17 protein-coding genes are annotated in these 19,382 nt (G+C 48.9%); 11 read left to right on the top strand and 6 right to left on the bottom strand.

The features are described from left to right. Positions 1 to 31 precede the first annotated feature (31 nt). The 8 genes from ACJJID_RS00555 to glpQ all read left to right on the top strand — a co-directional run bounded on the left by ACJJID_RS00555 (position 32) and on the right by glpQ (position 9,540). Positions 32 to 1,336 carry a hypothetical protein gene (locus ACJJID_RS00555; protein WP_152451442.1) on the top strand — a complete coding sequence of 435 codons (1,305 nt, stop codon included), beginning with the start codon at positions 32 to 34 and terminating at the stop codon, positions 1,334 to 1,336. Continuing rightward, entirely contained in the window at positions 1,326 to 2,408 is a 1,083-nt protein-coding gene (locus ACJJID_RS00550; RefSeq protein ID WP_444921039.1) for a VWA domain-containing protein, read from the top strand. Before ACJJID_RS00555 ends, ACJJID_RS00550 begins: the two co-directional genes overlap by 11 nt. After that, on the top strand, positions 2,405 to 3,409 hold the full coding sequence (locus tag ACJJID_RS00545; RefSeq protein WP_444921038.1) for a VWA domain-containing protein: 1,005 nt from the start codon (positions 2,405 to 2,407) through the stop codon (positions 3,407 to 3,409). Before ACJJID_RS00550 ends, ACJJID_RS00545 begins: the two co-directional genes overlap by 4 nt. A gap of 23 nt (positions 3,410 to 3,432) precedes the next feature. Then, the gene (locus tag ACJJID_RS00540; RefSeq protein WP_444921037.1) at positions 3,433 to 4,101 is read left to right on the top strand and encodes a hypothetical protein; all 669 of its coding nucleotides are present in this window, start codon (positions 3,433 to 3,435) and stop codon (positions 4,099 to 4,101) included. A gap of 11 nt (positions 4,102 to 4,112) precedes the next feature. Then, complete coding sequence (locus ACJJID_RS00535; RefSeq protein ID WP_152451434.1) at positions 4,113 to 4,775, top strand: hypothetical protein; 663 nt, start codon at positions 4,113 to 4,115, stop codon at positions 4,773 to 4,775. 28 nt (positions 4,776 to 4,803) lie between these two features. Continuing rightward, complete coding sequence (locus ACJJID_RS00530) at positions 4,804 to 6,264, top strand: M48 family metalloprotease (protein ID WP_444921036.1); 1,461 nt, start codon at positions 4,804 to 4,806, stop codon at positions 6,262 to 6,264. 354 nt (positions 6,265 to 6,618) lie between these two features. Further along, positions 6,619 to 8,250, top strand: a complete 1,632-nt coding sequence (locus ACJJID_RS00525) for a long-chain fatty acid--CoA ligase (RefSeq protein WP_444921035.1) — start codon at positions 6,619 to 6,621, stop codon at positions 8,248 to 8,250. 192 nt (positions 8,251 to 8,442) lie between these two features. Continuing rightward, complete coding sequence (gene glpQ / locus ACJJID_RS00520; protein ID WP_444921034.1) at positions 8,443 to 9,540, top strand: glycerophosphodiester phosphodiesterase; 1,098 nt, start codon at positions 8,443 to 8,445, stop codon at positions 9,538 to 9,540. Positions 9,541 to 9,576: 36 nt separating this feature from the next. Here glpQ and ACJJID_RS00515 read toward each other — a convergent pair whose 3' ends face one another. The 3 genes from ACJJID_RS00515 to ACJJID_RS00505 all read right to left on the bottom strand — a co-directional run bounded on the left by ACJJID_RS00515 (position 9,577) and on the right by ACJJID_RS00505 (position 12,987). After that, positions 9,577 to 10,356, bottom strand: a complete 780-nt coding sequence (locus ACJJID_RS00515; protein ID WP_444921033.1) for an enoyl-CoA hydratase — start codon at positions 10,354 to 10,356, stop codon at positions 9,577 to 9,579. A 377-nt stretch (positions 10,357 to 10,733) separates the two neighbouring features. Further along, positions 10,734 to 11,654: a dimethylarginine dimethylaminohydrolase family protein gene (locus tag ACJJID_RS00510; RefSeq protein ID WP_444921032.1), complete on the bottom strand. Its 921-nt coding sequence runs from the start codon at positions 11,652 to 11,654 to the stop codon at positions 10,734 to 10,736. An 85-nt stretch (positions 11,655 to 11,739) separates the two neighbouring features. Next, positions 11,740 to 12,987: a Zn-dependent hydrolase gene (locus ACJJID_RS00505; protein ID WP_444921031.1), complete on the bottom strand. Its 1,248-nt coding sequence runs from the start codon at positions 12,985 to 12,987 to the stop codon at positions 11,740 to 11,742. A 128-nt stretch (positions 12,988 to 13,115) separates the two neighbouring features. Between ACJJID_RS00505 and ACJJID_RS00500 the strand changes: the two genes are divergently transcribed. Next, complete coding sequence (locus ACJJID_RS00500) at positions 13,116 to 13,898, top strand: tryptophan 2,3-dioxygenase (RefSeq protein ID WP_444921030.1); 783 nt, start codon at positions 13,116 to 13,118, stop codon at positions 13,896 to 13,898. A 132-nt stretch (positions 13,899 to 14,030) separates the two neighbouring features. Here ACJJID_RS00500 and ACJJID_RS00495 read toward each other — a convergent pair whose 3' ends face one another. Beyond that, positions 14,031 to 14,453 carry an ExbD/TolR family protein gene (locus ACJJID_RS00495; protein ID WP_152451418.1) on the bottom strand — a complete coding sequence of 141 codons (423 nt, stop codon included), beginning with the start codon at positions 14,451 to 14,453 and terminating at the stop codon, positions 14,031 to 14,033. 185 nt (positions 14,454 to 14,638) lie between these two features. Continuing rightward, positions 14,639 to 15,091 carry a methylglyoxal synthase gene (locus ACJJID_RS00490; RefSeq protein WP_444921029.1) on the bottom strand — a complete coding sequence of 151 codons (453 nt, stop codon included), beginning with the start codon at positions 15,089 to 15,091 and terminating at the stop codon, positions 14,639 to 14,641. A gap of 159 nt (positions 15,092 to 15,250) precedes the next feature. Here ACJJID_RS00490 and ACJJID_RS00485 point away from each other — a divergent pair, with 159 nt between their 5' ends. Together ACJJID_RS00485 and ACJJID_RS00480 are read left to right on the top strand one after the other, a co-directional pair. After that, positions 15,251 to 15,655: a hypothetical protein gene (locus ACJJID_RS00485; protein WP_444921028.1), complete on the top strand. Its 405-nt coding sequence runs from the start codon at positions 15,251 to 15,253 to the stop codon at positions 15,653 to 15,655. A gap of 1,686 nt (positions 15,656 to 17,341) precedes the next feature. Further along, on the top strand, positions 17,342 to 18,235 hold the full coding sequence (locus ACJJID_RS00480; protein ID WP_444921027.1) for a hypothetical protein: 894 nt from the start codon (positions 17,342 to 17,344) through the stop codon (positions 18,233 to 18,235). A gap of 70 nt (positions 18,236 to 18,305) precedes the next feature. On the opposite strand, the gene ACJJID_RS00475 is transcribed toward ACJJID_RS00480, so the two are convergent. Further along, a complete protein-coding gene (locus tag ACJJID_RS00475; protein WP_444921026.1) occupies positions 18,306 to 19,244 on the bottom strand; it encodes a phosphoribulokinase in 939 nt (312 codons plus the stop codon). Positions 19,245 to 19,382: the final 138 nt, after the last annotated feature.

Genomic DNA, 19,382 nt, shown 5'->3' with positions numbered 1-19,382 from the left:
CATTTCGGATATTGGCCGCGAGGAATTCCTCATGGGACAAGGCGTCCTTGAAATCAATGACTGTGGTTTAAGAGTTTTTATCGGCACTACGGAAGTTCTGGAAAGCCCTGGCATCGCGGTAATTGAGCCGGGTCGAATCCATATAGGCACCGCGGCACAAATGCGTGCACGCAGTCACCCCACTCAGGTTAATAACCAGTTTTGGCGGAGACTCAGCTTGGAATCACTAAAATCCGCCAACCAGCGCTGCCGCCATCACGCCGACCTAGCTTACTGCCACTTACAGGAGATCTCCGAACACTGCGACCTCCCTGAAGAATTAGTACTGGCGGTACCCGGAAACTTTACCCGTGAGCAACTGGCTCTACTGCTCGGAATCATCAAAGAAAGTAACATGAATGTGGTCGGACTCGTTGATTCGGCTAGTGCAGCTGTTGGCGACTTAGCCCCAGCCGGGCTACATATCCATGTGGAATTACAACTACATCAAACCCTGATTTCCCGCATTTCGGTAGATCAACTCGCCACCGTAAAATCGGCAGAGAGTGTTGCCGATGCAGGCCTATGTCATTTTCATGAAGCCTGGGCAAGAGTGTTTACCGATGCCTTCATTATGCAGTGCCGTTTTGACCCACTGCACTCCGCTGAATCTGAACAACAACTATACGACTTGATGCCCCAATGGGTCGGCCGCGCTATGAGCCAGGGAGAGGTTCTTGCTGAGCTGGATGATCGAACGGCAAAAATATCCCTACGTCAACTTCAGGATGCCACAGCCCCCATTCTTTCCCGTGTTCGGGCAATGATTGAAAATCTTGCCGACAGCAACAGTGTGAGCTTTATTTCCCACCGCTGGTCAGAAATTCCCGGAGGTATGCAATTAGCTCAACGTATGCATCTTCTCGCCAGAGACAGTACAGCCCAATCCATTAAAAATCGATGGAAAGAGATTCGCAGTCAAGATTCTGCATTGCGGCTGGTTAATAGTGTCAGCGCGGCCCCAGAGAGTGAAATCAGCTTGCACCTGGAAGCACCTTCGGAAGCTGCGGCGACGCACCTGCTATATGGTCATCGCGCTCTTGCGGCACAACAACCGCTGTTTGTTTTTTGGCATGAGGATAAGTTCCAGGTAACACCTACCCCCCCAGAACATCCTGCGGCAACCGTTACCAATCATGCAGGACGCTTGGCATTAAGAGTGGATGCGGGAATTCGCCTTATGCTCAATGGAGAAGAAATTGCTGCACCGGTTAATCTCAATGCCGGCGATAAAATCGGCATTGCAGACCGGCATGACGTTATAACCGCAATCAGCGTAGAACGTTATGAGACGTAAACAGCGGCGTTTTTCCACATTCAGTCTGTCTTTTCTGGACATCATGTCCTGTGGATTCGGTGCAGTTGCTTTGATTTTTCTCATCATCAAGCATGGTTCCGATCACGAAATCGAGGTGGAAACTGAGGATCTGAGTGCTGAGGTAAACCTGCTACAGGAAGAAGTCGAGCTCGGCGAAGAACACCTTGTATTGGCACGCAACACCCTGGATATCGTCAGTGATGAGCTGGCTAAGGCCCAGGGGCTGGCACGCCGTATTCTCGAACAAATTGAAGAAGTAAAAGGCAATATTGCCGAAGTAGATAGTATTGATGAAAAGGAAGACATAAAAAGATTACAAGACAAGCTCAAGAAGTTGGAACAGGCAAAAAAAGACCTGGAGGATGAGAACAAGAAACTCGGCAATAATGTTCGCAAATATACCGGCGATGGCGATAGACAATATCTCACTGGGCTTCGACTTGGCGGCAACCGCATCTTGATCCTACTCGATGCCTCCGCATCAATGCTTGGTGATGAGCTAATCAAAGTCATTCGCGCCCGAAATATGTCATCAAGAGTTAAACGCCAAACAGAAAAATGGCGACGGGCTATTAATACTGTTTCCTGGCTTACCGCCCAGCTACCACCAGACAGCCAGTACCAGATCTATACTTTCAATACATCATTTCGCGCCGCAATTGCGGGAACAGAGGACCGCTGGCTAAATGTGGATGATCGCGACCAGTTGGATAAAGCGATCAAACAATTGGATGAAATCGTGCCAGAAAAGGGCACTAGCTTGGAAAGGGTATTCAATGCCATTCACGCCATGACGCCTTTACCCGATAACATTATTCTGATCACCGATGGTCTGCCTACCCAAGGTATGAAGCCGCCCAGAAGTGCCACCATCTCTGGCAGGGAACGGCGCAACTTGTTTAAAAAAGCGGTGAAAGTGCTTCCCACAAATGTCCCAGTCAACATTATTCTCACTCCCATGGAGGGCGACCCTTTTGCTGCCAGTGAATTCTGGAAGCTGGCCATGCAAACACAGGGATCTTTTCTCGCACCCTCGAGGGACTGGCCATGATTAGCTCATCCAAGAAAAGGCGTCAGGAAGAATTTAGTATTTCCTTTCTCGATGTGATTTGCTGTGGGTTTGGCGCCATTGTGCTGTTATTGATGATTGCCAAAACCGCCGAGCCCATTGTTCTTGAAGAGGCAGAGATAGACCTGGAAGCCCAAGTTATCGAGCTTCAACAACAAATCGCAGTGATTCGCGGAGAAACGACCGTCCTCAACCGGGATCTCAATGCCAAGCGCGAACAAATTGATATTGAGCGCAAACGCATAGCCAACCTACGTGGAGAGCTGGAAGCCCTGCAAGCAGTCTACGCCAGTAAAACCGAAGGCCAAAGTGAAGAGGGTAAATTAAAGGGTGAGTTGACCATCGCTTTGCAATCAATGACGGAAGAAATGCGCCGTTTACTCGGTGAAAACTACCAGCGCAAAAACAATGTCATCGGCGGTATACCGGTCGATAGTGAATACATTCTTTTTATTATCGATACCTCCGGCAGTATGTTTAATTACGGCTGGGACCGCATGATGGCGGAAATGGTTAATACTCTTGATCTCTACCCCAATGTCAAAGGCATCCAGGTAATGAATGACATGGGTGACTACATGTTCTTTAATTACCGAAATAAATGGATCCCCGATACCCCTGGGCGCCGCCAGGCAATTCTTCAACGACTAAAAACCTGGAACCCTTTTAGTAACTCCAGCCCTGTCGAGGGCATCCAAAAAGCCGTTCGCAGCTTTTACGATCCCAGCAAAAAAATCAGTATTTATGTGCTCGGCGATGAATTTACCGGGAAATCCATACGCAATGTCATGTTGGCAGTAGATCGGGTCAATGCCCAGCATGGAGAAGGCAAGCGCAATATTCGCATTCACGCCGTGGGATTTCCCATACAGTTTTCCAGGCCACCACATTTACAAACTACCGGGCTTCGCTTTGCCGCTTTGATGCGAGAACTGACTTATCGCAATGGTGGCACTTTTGTTGGACTTAATGATTTTCGCTAGCTGATTGATACCAGGAGTCATTCATGAAGTACAGGATAAAGGAGGATTCCACATTTCATCTGGCGATTGTGGTTCTTCTCTCTCTAATTGTCACAGCCTGCTCACATACAGTTCAGGTTGAAGGAAATTATCCAGCCCCTGTAGGCCATCAATTTCCTCTCTCTGTAGGAATCTACCTCAGCGAGGATTTCAAAAATTACACCTATCAAGAAGATAGTGAAGACCGTGAAGAGTGGAAAATAAACACTGGCAGAGCCCAGGAAAATTTATTTGAAACGGTTCTCGGCTCCATGTTTATTAACACTATTTCTCTATCTGAATACCCTAAGGATGTACCCGCCAATGTAGAACTCGTCATAGTCCCGGAGGTTCGTGAACTCCAATTTACTATGCCTCGAGAGACCAGAGTTAATATTTTTGAGGTCTGGATCAAGTATGACATGAACGCCTATGACTCCCGGGGTAACCAGGTGGCCAGCTGGGTAATTACCGCTTACGGCAAGACACCGACAGCCTTTCTGCAGTCTCAGGAGCAAGCTTTAACTCAGGCTATCAATATCGCCCTGCGAGATGCAGGGGCAACTTTGTATACAGGTTTTGAGAAGGTACCAGAGCTACAGGCATTTCTTTCTGGCAAGGTCAGATCTGCCTCTTTACAGGAATTTAAAGTGAAGTCCCCACAGGCTGAATAGAGGATTTTATTGTGTTCAAGCCATTTATTGTTTTAACCCTGGTAATCCTCAGCGGCTGTACCACCGTAGTTATTGATGAGTACAGGCGCAGCGACGGTGAGCTTGCAGCTGGGGATTCCGTGGTGATACTAGGACGTCGTCATTCCAGCGATTATGAAACAGAACCTAACCTTATCGCCTGTGTCGGCAGGGAGCTACACAACCCAGAAATGGGGGTTAACATTATCCCCGAAAAAGAGTTTGTCGATATTATGTACCCTTGGTTCGAGCCCAGAACCGCACCAATGCATGTCCGTTCACTCGATCGTCTGATGGAGAATAAAGAAGTTCGGGAGCGCATGGAATCCTATGGGGTTAAATACATAGTCTGGATAGACGGTTCCACAGAAACCACTGCCAGTGCTGGTTCTATCAGCTGCACCATCAGTACCGGCGGGGCTGGCTGTTTTGGCTTCGGCACCTGGGACAAGGAATCCGATTATGAAGCAGCCGTGTGGGATTTTCGCGACCGGGAGCTCTCCGGAAAACTTAGCGCAGACGCCAAAGGTACATCCTATATGCCCGCTATCGTGATTCCCATCCCCTTGATCGCTCGAGTACAGAACAATGCCTGCAAAGGAATGGCCGTTCAACTACAGCAGTTCTTAATACCCGCAGTAAGAACAAGTTCATAAACAAACTATAAGCAGGGAGGCTGAGGTAATGCTGAATGTTTTTCGACTGTGTGTATCGATACTGGTTGCTGCATGTACAGCCTGTGCATTCAATCCAGCCACCAATCGCCCTGACCTGGTATTGATGTCAGAGGACAAAGAGATTTCTATTGGTAAGGAAATGCATGAAGAGCTGATAGAAAGCACTCCCATTTACCAGGACCCTGTACTCACGGCCTATGTTAATCATGTAGGGCAAAAGGTGGCAGCAGCCAGTGACAGACCCGGCCTCAAGTATCACTTCACCATTATCGACAGCCAGGATATCAATGCCTTTGCTTTGCCTGGAGGCTATGTCTATATCAATCGTGGTCTACTCACCTACCTCCACTCGGAAGCGGAAATGGCAGCCGTTCTTGCACATGAGATTGGGCACATTACTGCGCGCCATGCCGTACGGCAGAAGACTGCAGCCACCGGTGCCAGTGCCGCATCAGTATTATCTGTGCTGGTTACCGGCAGCCGGGTTGTTGGCGACGCCGCCAATCTCTGGAGTACCGCCGCGGTAAAAGGTTATGGCAGGGAGATGGAATTAGAGGCTGACCGCTTCGGTGCTCAGTATATGTTCAAGGCCGGCTATGACCCCACAGCTATGATCAGTGTGCTCGGCATATTAAAAGACCAGGAAACCTTTGCCCGTAGACGCGCTCGTGTCGAGGGAAAGAAGCCACAAACGTATCATGGCGTATTCTCCACCCATCCTAGGAACGATATTCGCCTACAGGAAGTGGTTAAGGCAGCGGGCACTCTGCCCGAAGAAAGCAAAGACGTAAAAGTAGCCTACTATCGCGAGAAAACCGATGGCCTAATTTATGGCGATAATGCCAGGCAGTCCAATAAAAACCGTTTTAATCACAAGCGTCTGGGATTCTCGTTGTTATTTCCCGATGGCTGGACAGTAAACAATCAGCGCTCTTCTATTGTAGGCACAGCCCCAGACAAGTCAGCAACTATTACTATCAAGGTCGCTAAACGCGAGGGTAACCAACCCGCAGATATGGCCTTGAGGGAAGAGTATGATATACGCAAGCTGGAACAAAGTGAAAAACTGAATCAATATCGACTGGAGGGCCACACAGGAAAAGTCCCCTCAGTGGAAAAAGAAAATGTTGATCCGGATAGGGTTGCGATTATCTATTATGGAAGCCGGCAATTCATGCTGGAGGGTAAAATTACCGATTCATCATCCCATAAAAAGGATGATCTGGAACAATATGATACCATGTTTTTAACCAGTATTCGCAGCTTTAGGCCCTTGCGAGAAACGGATATTGTGGAGAAGGATATCAGACGGCTGCGCTACGTTAAAGCCACAGAAAAAACCACTTTTTCCTCTTTGGCAAGGCATATGGAAATTGGAGAGTATGCAGAGGAGCAGCTGCGATTACTTAATGGCTATTATCCTCGCGGCGAACCTGAACCCGGAGAGTGGATTAAAATAATACAATAAGAAATACAGCTCAAACCTTACAATTGCCCTTGGCAATCAGGTCAATATTCTGTATATCTAGTTCAAATTGCACAAAGAATTAGATAACAATGTGCGAGAGGTCTATAACGGATCTACTATCCCTTTATTGAGGTAACTTAATAATAAGGGTGAGCATAGAGCATACTGTGCCCCAACCTCTTTGAGAAAGAGATACCATTATTGAGCATAAAAGGTAAGTAACCTCTTGCATCCAGGGCTAAATGTTATTTAGTTAGGACCCAAAAAGAATAGATAAACCTGAGATTATCCTTTTTCTATTTCCCATGGATCAATTATTGAAAGTAGGCATAACCATAATAATAGGAGCTTTAAATGAATGGCATGATGATGCAGTCTCAACTTACCCTCACTGGTATCATACAACACGCCTTAAGCAATTCACCCAATAGTGAAATAGTCTCTGTTACTGCGGATAATCCACACTTCCGTTACACCTACAAAGAAGCTTTTAAACGCTCCGCCCAGCTTGCCCAGGCACTATCCCGACTGGGTGCCAAACGCGGTGATCGTATTGGTACTCTAGCCTGGAATGATCATCGCCACCTTGAACTTTACTACGCAACATCATGTAGCGGGCTTGTTTGCCACACCATTAATCCACGTTTATTCCCTGAACAAATTCACTACATTATCGAACACGCCGAGGACCGCTGGCTGTTTATTGATCCTATTTTTGTTCCGCTCATTGAGAAACTTGCCGATAGGCTCACCAGTGTAGAGGGCTTTGTCGTCTTGACTGATAAAGCCCATATGCCCCAGAGCACTCTGGAAAATTACTTTTGTTATGAGGAACTCCTCCATAATCATTCCGATAATTTCCAGTGGCCGGAACTGAATGAGCAGAGTGCTGCCGCACTTTGCTATACCTCAGGCACAACGGGTAATCCTAAGGGTGTGCTCTACTCCCACCGCTCAATGACACTACACACCTACGGGGTACTAATGCCGGATGTCTTTGCCATTCGGCAAAATGAAGCCATCCTTCCCGTTGTTCCCATGTTTCATGTTAATGCCTGGTCTATCCCTTATGCGGCACCAGCCGTGGGCGCCAAGCTGGTACTACCCGGCCCTAAAATGGGTTGCGGAGAGACACTCAGTCGGCTTATGCAACAGGAGTCTGTCACTATTGCTGCAGGCGTGCCTACCGTTTGGTTGGCGCTACTCAAATACCTGCGCGAAACCGGAGAAACCATCCCCAGCCTTAACCGCGTGGTCGTCGGCGGTTCTGCCTGCCCCTGGAGCATTATGGAAGAATTTGAGGAAAAGCATGGTGTCTACACACACCATGCATGGGGTATGACAGAGATGAGCCCTCTAGGCACTTACAATGCCCGAGTGGACAACAAATTGTCGGCCTGTGAAGCCAAAGCTTTGCGCCTAAAACAGGGGCGCGCTGGCTTTGGCGTGGAAATGCGTATTGTCGATCCCCTAGGTAGCCCCCTACCTCACGACGGTACTGCATTTGGCGCACTGCAGGTGCGGGGTCCCTGGGTTTGCGAGCGCTACTATAAAGCAGAGGAGTCAGCCCTTACCGCCGATGGCTGGTTTGATACCGGAGACGTAGCCACTATAGATCCTGCTGGATACCTAACCATTACTGACCGCACCAAGGACGTAATCAAATCTGGTGGGGAATGGATTTCTTCCATAGAGCTGGAAAATTTTGCCATGACCCTCGAAGATGTCGCCGAGGCAGCTGTTATAGGGGTACCTCATGAAAAATGGGCCGAGCGACCTCTATTGATCGTAGTCCCAGAGACGGGTAAGGAACCCGAAGCTGAGAAAATTCTCAGCGCCTATCATGGACGTTTTGCGAAGTGGTGGATTCCCGATGATTGCATCATCACCGCAGAAATTCCTCATACCGCTACGGGAAAAATCAGCAAAAAAGACTTGCGACAACAATTTTCCCAACACCTATGGTCCCAAGAGGTATCAGTATAAAGCTCCGGCATAACGCTCAGTATATTCGAATCCCCGACTAACCGGGCAGTCAGCCCGGTTAACTTCTTAAAACCTATGGCAATAACTAAATGCCCTGTGGTTCACACTCTATTGAGCTTCCTTAGCGCTGATATATCTCTGTCATATTCTTTTGCTAGAAAGCTTCCCACACTTATCTGGGATCTCTAGCAAATGTTCAAAAGAATTTTGTCTACTTTATTGATCATCGGTTCAGCCACTGCGAACATCACTTGTGCCGACAACAACGTCGGTCCTGCAAAGACCACTATGGTCATCGCACATCGAGGTGCATCGGCTTATTTACCAGAGCATACTCTCGAAGCGAAAGCCATGGCCTATGCCATGCGACCGGACTATATCGAGCAGGATTTGGTGCTTAGCAAAGATGATCACTTAATTGTGATGCATGATATCTATCTCGATAGTACAACCAATGTGGCGGATGTATTTCCTGGCCGCGCCCGTGAAGATGGGCACTACTACACGATCGATTTCACTTTAGAGGAGCTAAAAAAACTCCAGGTTAGCGAAGTCTTCTCTATAGGCGAAGACGGCCCTCAGGCAAAATATCCACATCGTTTTCCTCTTTGGAAGTCCAGCTTCCAACTATCCACTTTCGAAGAAGAGTTGGAACTAATACAGGGCTTAAATAAATCCCTGGGCTACGATATCGGTATTTATCCTGAAATTAAAAAACCCTATTTTCACCACTGGGAAGGCAAAGATATCGCTGCAATTGCCCTACAAAAACTCAAGGAATACGGTTACAGCGATAAGCAACAAAAGGTTTTCTTACAGAGCTTCGATGCCGAGGAATTACAACGCATTAAGTTTGAATTAATGCCCGCAATGGGTATGGATCTTCCCCTAGTCCAGCTTATTGCGGCAACGAGTTGGGGAGAAAAATTGATTGAAATTAACGGCACTATCCAAAACTACGATTACGACTGGATGCTGGAGCGTGGCGGCTTACGTAAAATTGCCAGCTATGCCGATGGCATCGGCCCCTGGTATCCCATGTTGATGGAAGTTGAGAATGGTCAGCCAAGGGCAAATAATGTAGTTCGCCGGGCCCACCGCAGGGACCTTCAGGTTCACCCTTACACTTTCCGCGCCGACCCGGAAAAGCTGCCAGAGGAATTCGAAAGCTTTAACCAATTCCTCCACTTTGCCGCCTACCAACTGCGAGTGGACGGTATTTTCACTGACCAGCCCGATCAAGCTGTCAATTACCTTTCCCGTCCACACCATAGAAAACACGGATACTAAGCAACTAAAAAAATGGCCGCATAAGCGGCCATTTTCCTAATTAAACTTAGAGAAGTCTGCAGGACGCTTCTCCATAAAGGCGGTTGCCGCTTCTTTAAATTCCTCAGAAGTGAGACGATCCTGGAAATGGCGGCCTTCCTCCTGAATAAACTCCAACCCCTTTTCTTGAGTCGCGCGACGCAATAGCTGCTTAGACAGGCGCACGGCAGCCGGTGCCTTAGCTGCTAGCTCAACAGCCACTTCACGAGCACGTACAATTGCCTGTTCAGGTTCAACTGCCTCATTACAGATACCAATATTGACCGCTTCTTGAGCGCTAAATTTTTTGCCTAACAGCAGCAACTCCGATGCCTTTGCGTGACCGGCAATACGGGGCAGCAGATAACTGGAACCATACTCAGGACAAAGCCCCAAGTTCACAAATGGCATCTGGAACATGGCATCATGACCGGCAAATGACAGGTCACAGTGCAACAGCATGGTGGTGCCGATCCCCACTGCCGGACCATTCACGGCCGCAACCACTGGCTTGGGGAAGTTGTAGAGTGCACTCATAAACTGGAAGACCGGAGACTCCTCCCCTTCCGCGGAACCGCCGAGAAAATCTGCCAAATCGTTACCACTGGTAAAAATACCTTCAGCACCAGTGAGGATAACTACGCGGATATCAGTATTATTGACAGCACTATTGAGGAGCTCCGCCATGGCGGTGTACATCGCCATAGTCAGTGCATTTTTGCGCTCAGGGCGATTGATAGTTATTTCCAGGATACGCTCGTTGACCTGGGCCTGAATTTCCGCGCATGCGCTTTGCATAATGTTCTCCGGGTTCGAATCATTTGAGACTGATAGACAGCCGTTAGTGGCTAAAAAACAGAGCCGCGAGTAAACACAGAGCTCTTAATCGTTTTTCCGGGATACTAATAGGATTAATACCTAAGCGTACAACCGCGAAAACAGCTGACTACTGTTGATAGGCGTAAAATTGCGTTGCGGTCCACAAAGGGTAGCAACTTTCATCTTATTAGTTAGCACAAAAGGCTTGATATCCAGGTAAATAGCCGCGAGCCGCCTTTGACAGGCGATTCATATTAACCGCTGCACCCACAGAGGCGAGTTCATAAACAACCACATTCGTTGACGGGAATAGCCCGGTAGAACATTGGCACCGGGCTATTCGTTCAGATTGCCGATTAAGGCTTTAGTGCGGAATCTCTACGCAGAGGCTGGCACATACAGTGAACGCCGCCTCCCCCTGGAGTAATCATGGAAATATCTGGATCAATGACCTCCAGGCCGTGGGCCCTGCACTTCTCGGCGAGGCCCGTATTGGCTTTGGGTAGCATCACTCGATCATTCCCCAGGGCCACCACATTGACTCCCAGCTCCAGCACTTGCGGGAAGGGAATATCGATAATCTCGATATTGCGGCTCTTGAACCACTGCACCAGCTCAGGTTCTACGGCATCGACACAGATAGCCGCAAGCTTTTCCGCCAACATCGCCACCAAAACATCGATATGTAGGAAGAAAGGATCAAACTGGTAGCCTTTCACTTCCCAGCCCTCCTTCTCTACCCAGCTCTTCATCTGTGCAAAGCCCTGGGGACTGGTGCGCTCACCGGAATAGCCACACAGAATAACTCCCGGCTCCAGTACCATAAAATCGCCACCTTCCAAAGAGCCGGCGGTGATGACATCGTAGATGGGGATTTCCAGTTCAGCATACTTCTTGACGATGGGAGCCCACTCCCCCCGGCGCCATGGGCTAAACATTTGCGTGACAATTGGCCCCCAGGGGGTCATTACTGAAGAATCACGCCCATAGATCTGGTAAGGCAGGCTGCTGTCTGCCGGAATCAGGTGAGTAGTCACTCCCGCATGGCGGTAGGCATCCATCATTTCTTTGTGTTGCGCCTCAGCCACTTTGTGGTCGAACTGCATTCCCAAGCGCTCGGCGCGACGGGCACTGGCATTTCCTGTGCGCCAGCTGAAATTATCCACCGGACCGATTAGTACATCGCGCAATACACCGTACTCGGAGTCCATTCCCCAGTTAGTCAGTGGAGCAGTACCGCCGTTGTCCTTGCGGTACTTCAAGGTAAATTCACTCATGATCAATCCAAATCGGTTTATAGGACCACGGCCAGTCCTGCGGACTCGCCAGGCATTCTTATTTCATATTGATTAGCAGGGATAATCAGCCCACTTCGGCGCTATTTAACATGGCATGTAACAGGACGTTACAGCCGGCTTCCAGGTGTCCCGGTTCAGCCGACTCCGCCTCATTGTGTGAAAGCCCCCCGGCACAGGGCACGAAAATCATTGACACGGGTGCAACCCGGGAAACGTAGACCGAGTCGTGCCCAGCTCCAGAAACCATCTTGCGATGACTGTAACCCAAGTTCTGCACTGCACTATCTACCGCCTCGACACAGCCTTTATCGAATGCCACAGGTGGTGAGTACCACTCTTCGCGTATATCGATGGCGACACCACTGGCTTCCTGAACCTGCTCAGCTACCCGATAGAGGGTGCGATGCAAGTGCTCTAACCCCTCCGGTGTCGGGTGACGTAAATCCAGTGCAAGAACGACTTTCTCCGGCACTGTGTTGCGGCTGCCTGGCGCTGCACGCAAATCACCACAGGTAATTCTGGCATCTGTAGAGTAAGCCCTCACTTCTCCGTAAAGCTTCTCACACAGCCACGCCATGGCCTGCACAGGATCGCGACGATCTTCCATTGGGGTGGGTCCCGCGTGACAGGGAGTTCCAAAGAAGGTGACATCGTACCAACGAATCCCCTGCACCCCGGTGACGACACCAATCACCTGATCCTGCTTTTCTAGAATTGGCCCCTGCTCAATATGTGCCTCAAAGGCAGCCTTAATCGGTGTCGGTTGGACAGGTTCGGTTCCCAAGTATCCGATGCGCTCCAGTTCCTGGCCGATTGTGACCCCGGACTTATCCATGCGGCTGTGGCCATAATCGAGGCTGAACTCTCCAGCCCAAACTCCAGATCCGACCATAGCGGGGGAGAAGCGAGCCCCTTCTTCGTTAGTCCAAACCACCACCTCCAGGGGGGCCTTGGTTCTAACCCCGCGCTCATCAAGGGTGCGCAACACTTCGAGACCGGCCAATACACCGTACACACCATCAAACTTTCCACCGGTGGGCTGGGTATCCAGATGTGACCCTGTAATTACCGCGGGCAAGTTATTGTCGGTGCCAGGACGCCGGGCAAAGATATTACCCATGCGATCCACACGAATTTCACAGCCGATTTCCCGGCACCAGCGTACGAACAGGTCTCGCCCTTTGCGATCCTCATCGGTCAGTGCCTGCCGGTTACAACCACCAGCTGGGGTTGCACCGATTTCAGCCATTTGCATAAGGCTTTGCCAGAGACGCGCGCCGTCGATACGCATTTGTTGTGCGGGGTTTTCCATTCAAAGAACTCCGGGCCTAATATTGAGGATCATACTAATCGCTTTGCCAAAACTTATGTTTTGATCCGGGCAGATTAAAGAGAGCATTATTTCGCCGCTGATCAAAACTCGACCAGGAATACGCCCAAATGACTCTCACCTATAGCTCATACCTGAAAATTGACGAGCTGCTTGAGTGCCAGAAGCCCCTTTCCGATGGCCCTGAACACGATGAACTTCTATTTATAGTGATACACCAGAGCTACGAGCTGTGGTTTAAGCAGATATTACATGAACTGGACTTTCTGGTGCGGCTCTTCAATAACGGCGAACGCAACCGCGCGCTACACACCCTAAAACGTGTAGATACGATCTATCGCACGCTGATCCAACAAGTGGATATCCTTGAGACCCTGAGACCATTGGAGTTCTTATCATTCCGCGACCGCCTATCAACCGCCAGTGGTTTTCAGTCGTTTCAGTTCCGCGAGCTGGAATTCCTCTACGGGTCCAAAGATCCAAAAAAACTGGAGAATTATGAGCTCGGCTCGGACCACTACCAGCGCCTAATGAAGCGGTTGGATGCTCCAACCTTGTGGGATGCATTCCTGAGATTCCTGGTTCACGAAGGTCACCCGGTACCTGCACAAGAATTAAACCGGGACTTTCGCCAAGTTGCCGAACCGTCTCCAGCAATACAAAAAGTTCTCATCGATATCTATCGCAATGACCCCCTGCTGAGTGAAATCTGCGAGGCCCTGGTCGATATCGACTCTTCTTTACAACAATGGCGCTATCGACATGTAAAAATGGTAGAGCGGACGATTGGCAGCAAGATGGGCACAGGGGGTTCCAGCGGTGTTGGATACCTGAAGAACACTCTGTTCAAAGCGGTATTTCCCGATCTCTGGGCCATTCGCGCTGAACTCTAACGGTCAAAGGCTACACATTCCCTGTTGAAAGACTCGTTTTTTGACTTTCAACAAATAGAGACAAGCATAAAAAAAGCCAGCAACTTGCTGGCTTTTTACTCTTCTGCAGAAGCAGACTGACTTCTCGCTGAATTACTTCTCGAAGGGCACCAGAGATACCTGGATTCCCGGGCTCACTTCCTTGGCAGCATCTGCGATCTGTACATAGGTGTCAGCACTGGATTTGTTGTGCGCACGCACAATCACAATGGCTTGAGGATTCTCGGCATACAGCTGCGCGATACGAGCGCGAACAGCGCGGCTATCGATGCGACTACCACCTAAAGTGATCTCGTCGTTGGCGTTCACAACCAGCAGGATATTTTGCTTGTCTGGATCAGGCGGATTGTCCTGGGTCTGATTCGGATCAGGCACATTTACGTCCAACGCTTTCTCTTTTACAAAGGACGCCGTTACGATAAAGAAGATGAGCATGATGAACACTACGTCCAGCATGGGCGTCAGGTCGATATCCGCCTTTTCTTCTTCTACGGCCTTTCCGCGTCGTCTACTCATAAAACACCGTGCTGTTATCAAATACCAAGGGTGCCGGTTTAACCGGTCTCATCTGGTGGGCAAGATTGCCGCGAATCGCCGGGCATTGCAAGTACAACCTATAACCCAAGGAAATAACTCTTACAAATCAATGAGTTATAGAAAAGCCTCAAGCGATCAGGTCAATTTTTGATCGAAAAATCCGACTAGCGCTGCTCCAGATAACGCTGGTAATCGGGTACTTCGCGGTCAAATTCACAGTCCATCAGGGCCGATTGGATGATCATATCGGCACTACTCGAGTTACAGGCCACAGGAATATTCCAGGCCGCCGCAATCCGCAGCAGTGCCTTTACGTCTGGATCATGGGGCATGGGCTCAAAGGGGTCCCAGAAGAAGACCAGCAGGTCTACTACCCCCTCACTGATACGGGCTCCCAATTGCTGATCGCCACCCAAGGGGCCGCTCAGGAGCTTCTCCACTTTAAGGCCAGTAGCTTCCTCTATCTTTCCGCCTGTTGTGCCAGTAGCCAAAAGGCTGTGCTTTTCCAGTAGGGAGCGGTGTCGAAGGCACCACTGAATCATAGCCCCCTTGCGATTGTCATGGGCAACCAGAGCAATACGTTTACTCGCAGGTAGCGCCTTAGAGATAAATTCCATGAGGACCTCAACAAAATATAACGCTTCTATATTATCCCAATCACACAGAAGTTGTTCTCTTCCTGCCCGATCCAACGGTGTATTAGGGAATTGCTTTCAACAGAAATAGGTTCACCCCGGTATAATATTCAAAACCTCGTACCTAAATAAGGAGAGAATATGAGCGTAGGAGCCTGGGAGCCACAGGTGAGTGGCCAGCAAGAAGAAAACCATTGGGAATTCGACCGGGATCAATTGCAGAGGCTTATCAGTGTTGCCGTCTCTGATAACAGCCTAAGCGATAAACTAAATGAGGAAGACCTAAGAGCATCACAGCTTATTCGCCTGCCTGCTCAACAATGGTTAGAGGAAAGCCAACATTGGAATAACGAGCAGCTGTGGCAGCTCATACGCTTCTTTACTCTCGCAGAAATGGAATTGACTGGATGGGATGCAGGAGCAGAGTCCGCTGTGATTCCCCTGGCAAAAGAGTTACGCAATCGCAAAGCTCCACTGCAAAAAGAGCAACTGCTCTGGATTCGCCAACACTCCAATAACCGCTACCTTCCTTACGGACCGCTATAACCGATTTAAGACAATAGCCATTCTTTATGACACGGTGATAGAGCCACTAAGCTATCCTCTATCACCTAGTCCTCTCGACAAAGTGATTGACGTCTTAAAAAAGAATCACTCGGCCTCTCTAATACAGTTCAGAAACCTTGAAACATTCCAGCCTTTATCCCGTGATCCCTGTCACTGACAAAGTCCATTTCAAGACAATAACAGGCTAACTAAGTATTGCCTGGGCAAGGTTAAAATTGTTTTCAGGAAAGAACATCACAAAGCCCAATTGGGGAGCCCGCCTTTACCATTATTAAGACAAGGGCCTTTAACGGGCAAGATAGGGTTAAGAAGGAGATAGGCTGTCACTAGATAACAAAGAATCCCCATTCAATATGTCTATTCAGCAAGTTATAAATTTCAAAATCTTTGAAATCTTATAGCTCAGCGAATACCCACTAACTTTTTGCTATTGCATTCGTGGCCCAGTTAACTCCAGCCATGAAAAGGTGATACTAGTTGCGCGTATTTCACAAAAATCCCTCCTCGAATCTCTGGCAAAAGCAAATCGACTGCTGACACCAATGGGAAAATTCTTCGTAGATATCGAACTCAATCCAGGCAATATCCCTATAAACACAAAGGCTATATCAATAATCAAAGATGGGTGTGTACATTCAGGAAAGCGCCTAAAACTAAAAAGGGGAAGGAACACATTGCGCTCGGCACCGTATGAGGGATGGATACCGATTACGAGCTCACAAGGATATATTCACAGTGCGCCTCGAGTGCAGTGCATTCTTTCCTGATACCCAAATAGCGACTCCCCTCTTCTAGTGGGCTTTTAGGCTTTAAAGGTAAAGTGTGGATCACTGTATATATTAGCCGCCGGCGAAAGCAGTACTGTAATCACAGCTACTCTCAAGGCCCATCTATGCAAGTTTCCACAGGGAGCCATGCCCCTTCATAGGGTTTCTTACAGGAACTGGATACCTCTACTAAGCCACACATGGCCTGTGACTTAATCAGGGAAGCACAAGTTTCATGAGTTGACTAAGTGTTTCTTTAACTGCAGGGCCAATGAGCAAACCGAGTATCGAGCATTTTTATTCAACAACTCTAGAATGGGAACTCTCACCCCCTGAACAAGCCGGCAAAGATCCTCTGTTACAGACAGCAGATACTAAGAATTCACCGATTCCAGTCCGTTAAGTTTTGTTAACCCGATACTCCACCTATACACAGCTTCTCTAGTCAGAGTTTGAGTTGCGTCAGACCTGCAAATACATATAGGTTTTATCTCCTTAGCAAAAAACGGAAGCCGCCGACAATCCATAGGAAATTACTCAACTATTCACTTGCGGTTACTCATTTTGCTTAATGCTTTGAAAGAAAAACAAAACCATTCCCGACTATGTAAATTTTACTCATTCACCTCTGAAAACTCTCCTTTTAGGCCCTGAAGTTGAAAATATATAAAAAAAATCCAATTTTTTTATAGGAAATAGCAAAATTCCTTATAAAACACTTGCATTTAGGTATACAAATAAGCTGCAATTAGCGCCGCTCTCTTGGGGGGACTCACTATCAATTGTTTTCTGCCGAAAACAGACGTCTTCGGCAGTGCAAATCACTGTGAAGATGGCTGAGAATAATTGATAGGAATGCCCCCATTTAACAAAACAATACTTTTGCAGGGAAATTTAAATGGCTACTAAAAAAGCACCCGCAGTCGCCACTGGCGATATTGCACAATTGGAAGCAGAACTGCGCTCTCTTACCACCAAACTGGAAAGCGCCCGTCTCAAACAAGAGAAGGACCTGACTGCTCAAGTGGAAAAGTTGGCAAACAGTGCCAAGAAAGCCGCAGAGAAAGCGAAAGCTACTCAAGAAAAAGTTGCCGCTGTTCGCGCCAAGAAGAAAACTCCAGCACAACAAAACCAGCTGAAGAAAGCTCGCGATGCTGCCGCAGCAGCTAAAACAGCCGCTGCAGAGGCCAAAACTGCTGCTGCAAATGCTAAAGAAGAGCTGGCCAGCATCAAAGCGGCAAACAAGCTTGCCGCTAAAGTAGCCAAAGTTGTCGCTAAAGAAGAAGCTGCGATTGCCAAGAAGCTGGCTGCTGAAGAGAAGAAGAAGGCTGCTGCAGAAGCCAAAAAAGCTGCAGCTGCTGCCAAGAAAACAACTACTGCAAAGAAAAAGCCCGGCCGCCCAGCCAAAGCTGATACCGCTAAGAAAAAGCCTGGCCGTCCGCCCAAGGCCACTAGCACTGAAGAGCCGAAGAAAAAGCCAGGTCGCCCCAAGAAAACCGAAGAAGCTAAAAAGCCCGGTCGTCCAGCCAAAAGCGAAGCCGCCAAGAAAAAGCCTGGCCGTCCAAAGAAAACTGAAACCGAAGCAGCAACAACTGAAGCTGCTCCTGTAAAACGCGGTCGCGGCCGCCCGCCAAAGGCAGAAACTGCGAAAAAGAAGCCCGGTCGCCCGGCCAAAAGCGAAGCAGCCAAGAAAAAGCCAGGGCGCCCCAAAAAAGTTGACGCCGCAACCCCAGCTGCAACTGAAGCTGCTCCTGTAAAGCGTGGCCGCGGTCGCCCACCCAAGGCTAAGTAAGTCACTTAGCCGATTCGGTTGGGGCTACGGCTCCAACTGAATAGACCCCGGCAATTCCGGGGTCTGCACTTCAGCTCTTTTCGCTCTCAGTAGCAAGCCTGACCTCTCGTATACAGTGGTCCTCTCCCAAAAACAAAACACAATCAGCCCAGTTGGGCATGTCACTAATAAGATTTCTTGTTATCCGCTCGTAGTGCTCAATAAAGCGGTCCAACTCAGAATCTTGCATACCCACGCCAGTGCGCTCACGCAATCTTTGTTCCTGCAGTTTACGCCACACAGCAATTGACTCCATTCCCGGCGCACACAGCATCACCATAGTATCTACGCGCTTAAACAGCTCCATATAAGACCCTTGCAGCTGCTGATTGATAAAGTTTCTCCAGAGGCCGGAAGCATCCTCGGTCCTTTCCAGTGCGTTAATGGGCTGCGGTGGGGTTTCCGATGCCCTAGCGCCAAGGCACCAACCCTCAAATAAGACAATATCCACCCTGCCCTTATGCACCGGCCACCCAGAGCGAGGAACCCTATCATCCTTGGATTTATCAAAACGCGGCAGGGGTATTTGGGATTGCTCTTGAGCGCCACGAAGGGCATCCAAAGTTTCTATTCCCAGTTGAACATCGTGAGTACCCGGCACACCGCGGGTGCAAAGGAGCGGGTGAATCTCTTGTGAGAGCTGATAACGTTGTGAGCGGGTCAGGTAAATATCATCCATCGAGAAAGTACAGCTGTTGAGGCCCAGCCTCGTTAGAACCTGGCAAATAAAATCCGACAACGTTGACTTGCCGGTGCCCTGGCCACCACTGATCCCTACAACCAGGGTTTGCCCAACACGGTGTCGCTGAGCCAGCCACAATGCCAATGGCAGGTAATAGGCCTCAATCTCCCGGAAGAACTCCGAGGGAAGCCGATGCTGCTGAATAAAACTGTCAATTTCTTCTCTCAAGCTTTCCCCGGCTAACTTGCGGCTAAGCTTGGAAATCTCTTCCGGCCAGTGTGTAAGCATTTCTGTTCCTAACCTCTGCTCTAACTGTTTCCCAATATTTTCTCCGGCTTTTGCCCCAACTATTAGTCAAATCCTTTAATCACAATAAAGAAACGGGGGCATTAGCCCCCGTAAGTCGTGATCACAAAAATAGTCTAA

The sequence above is a fragment of the Microbulbifer sp. CnH-101-G genome (assembly GCF_052466775.1).
The sequence above is the reverse complement of the archived record's forward strand: the minus strand, read 5'-3'. Positions and strand labels throughout refer to the sequence as shown.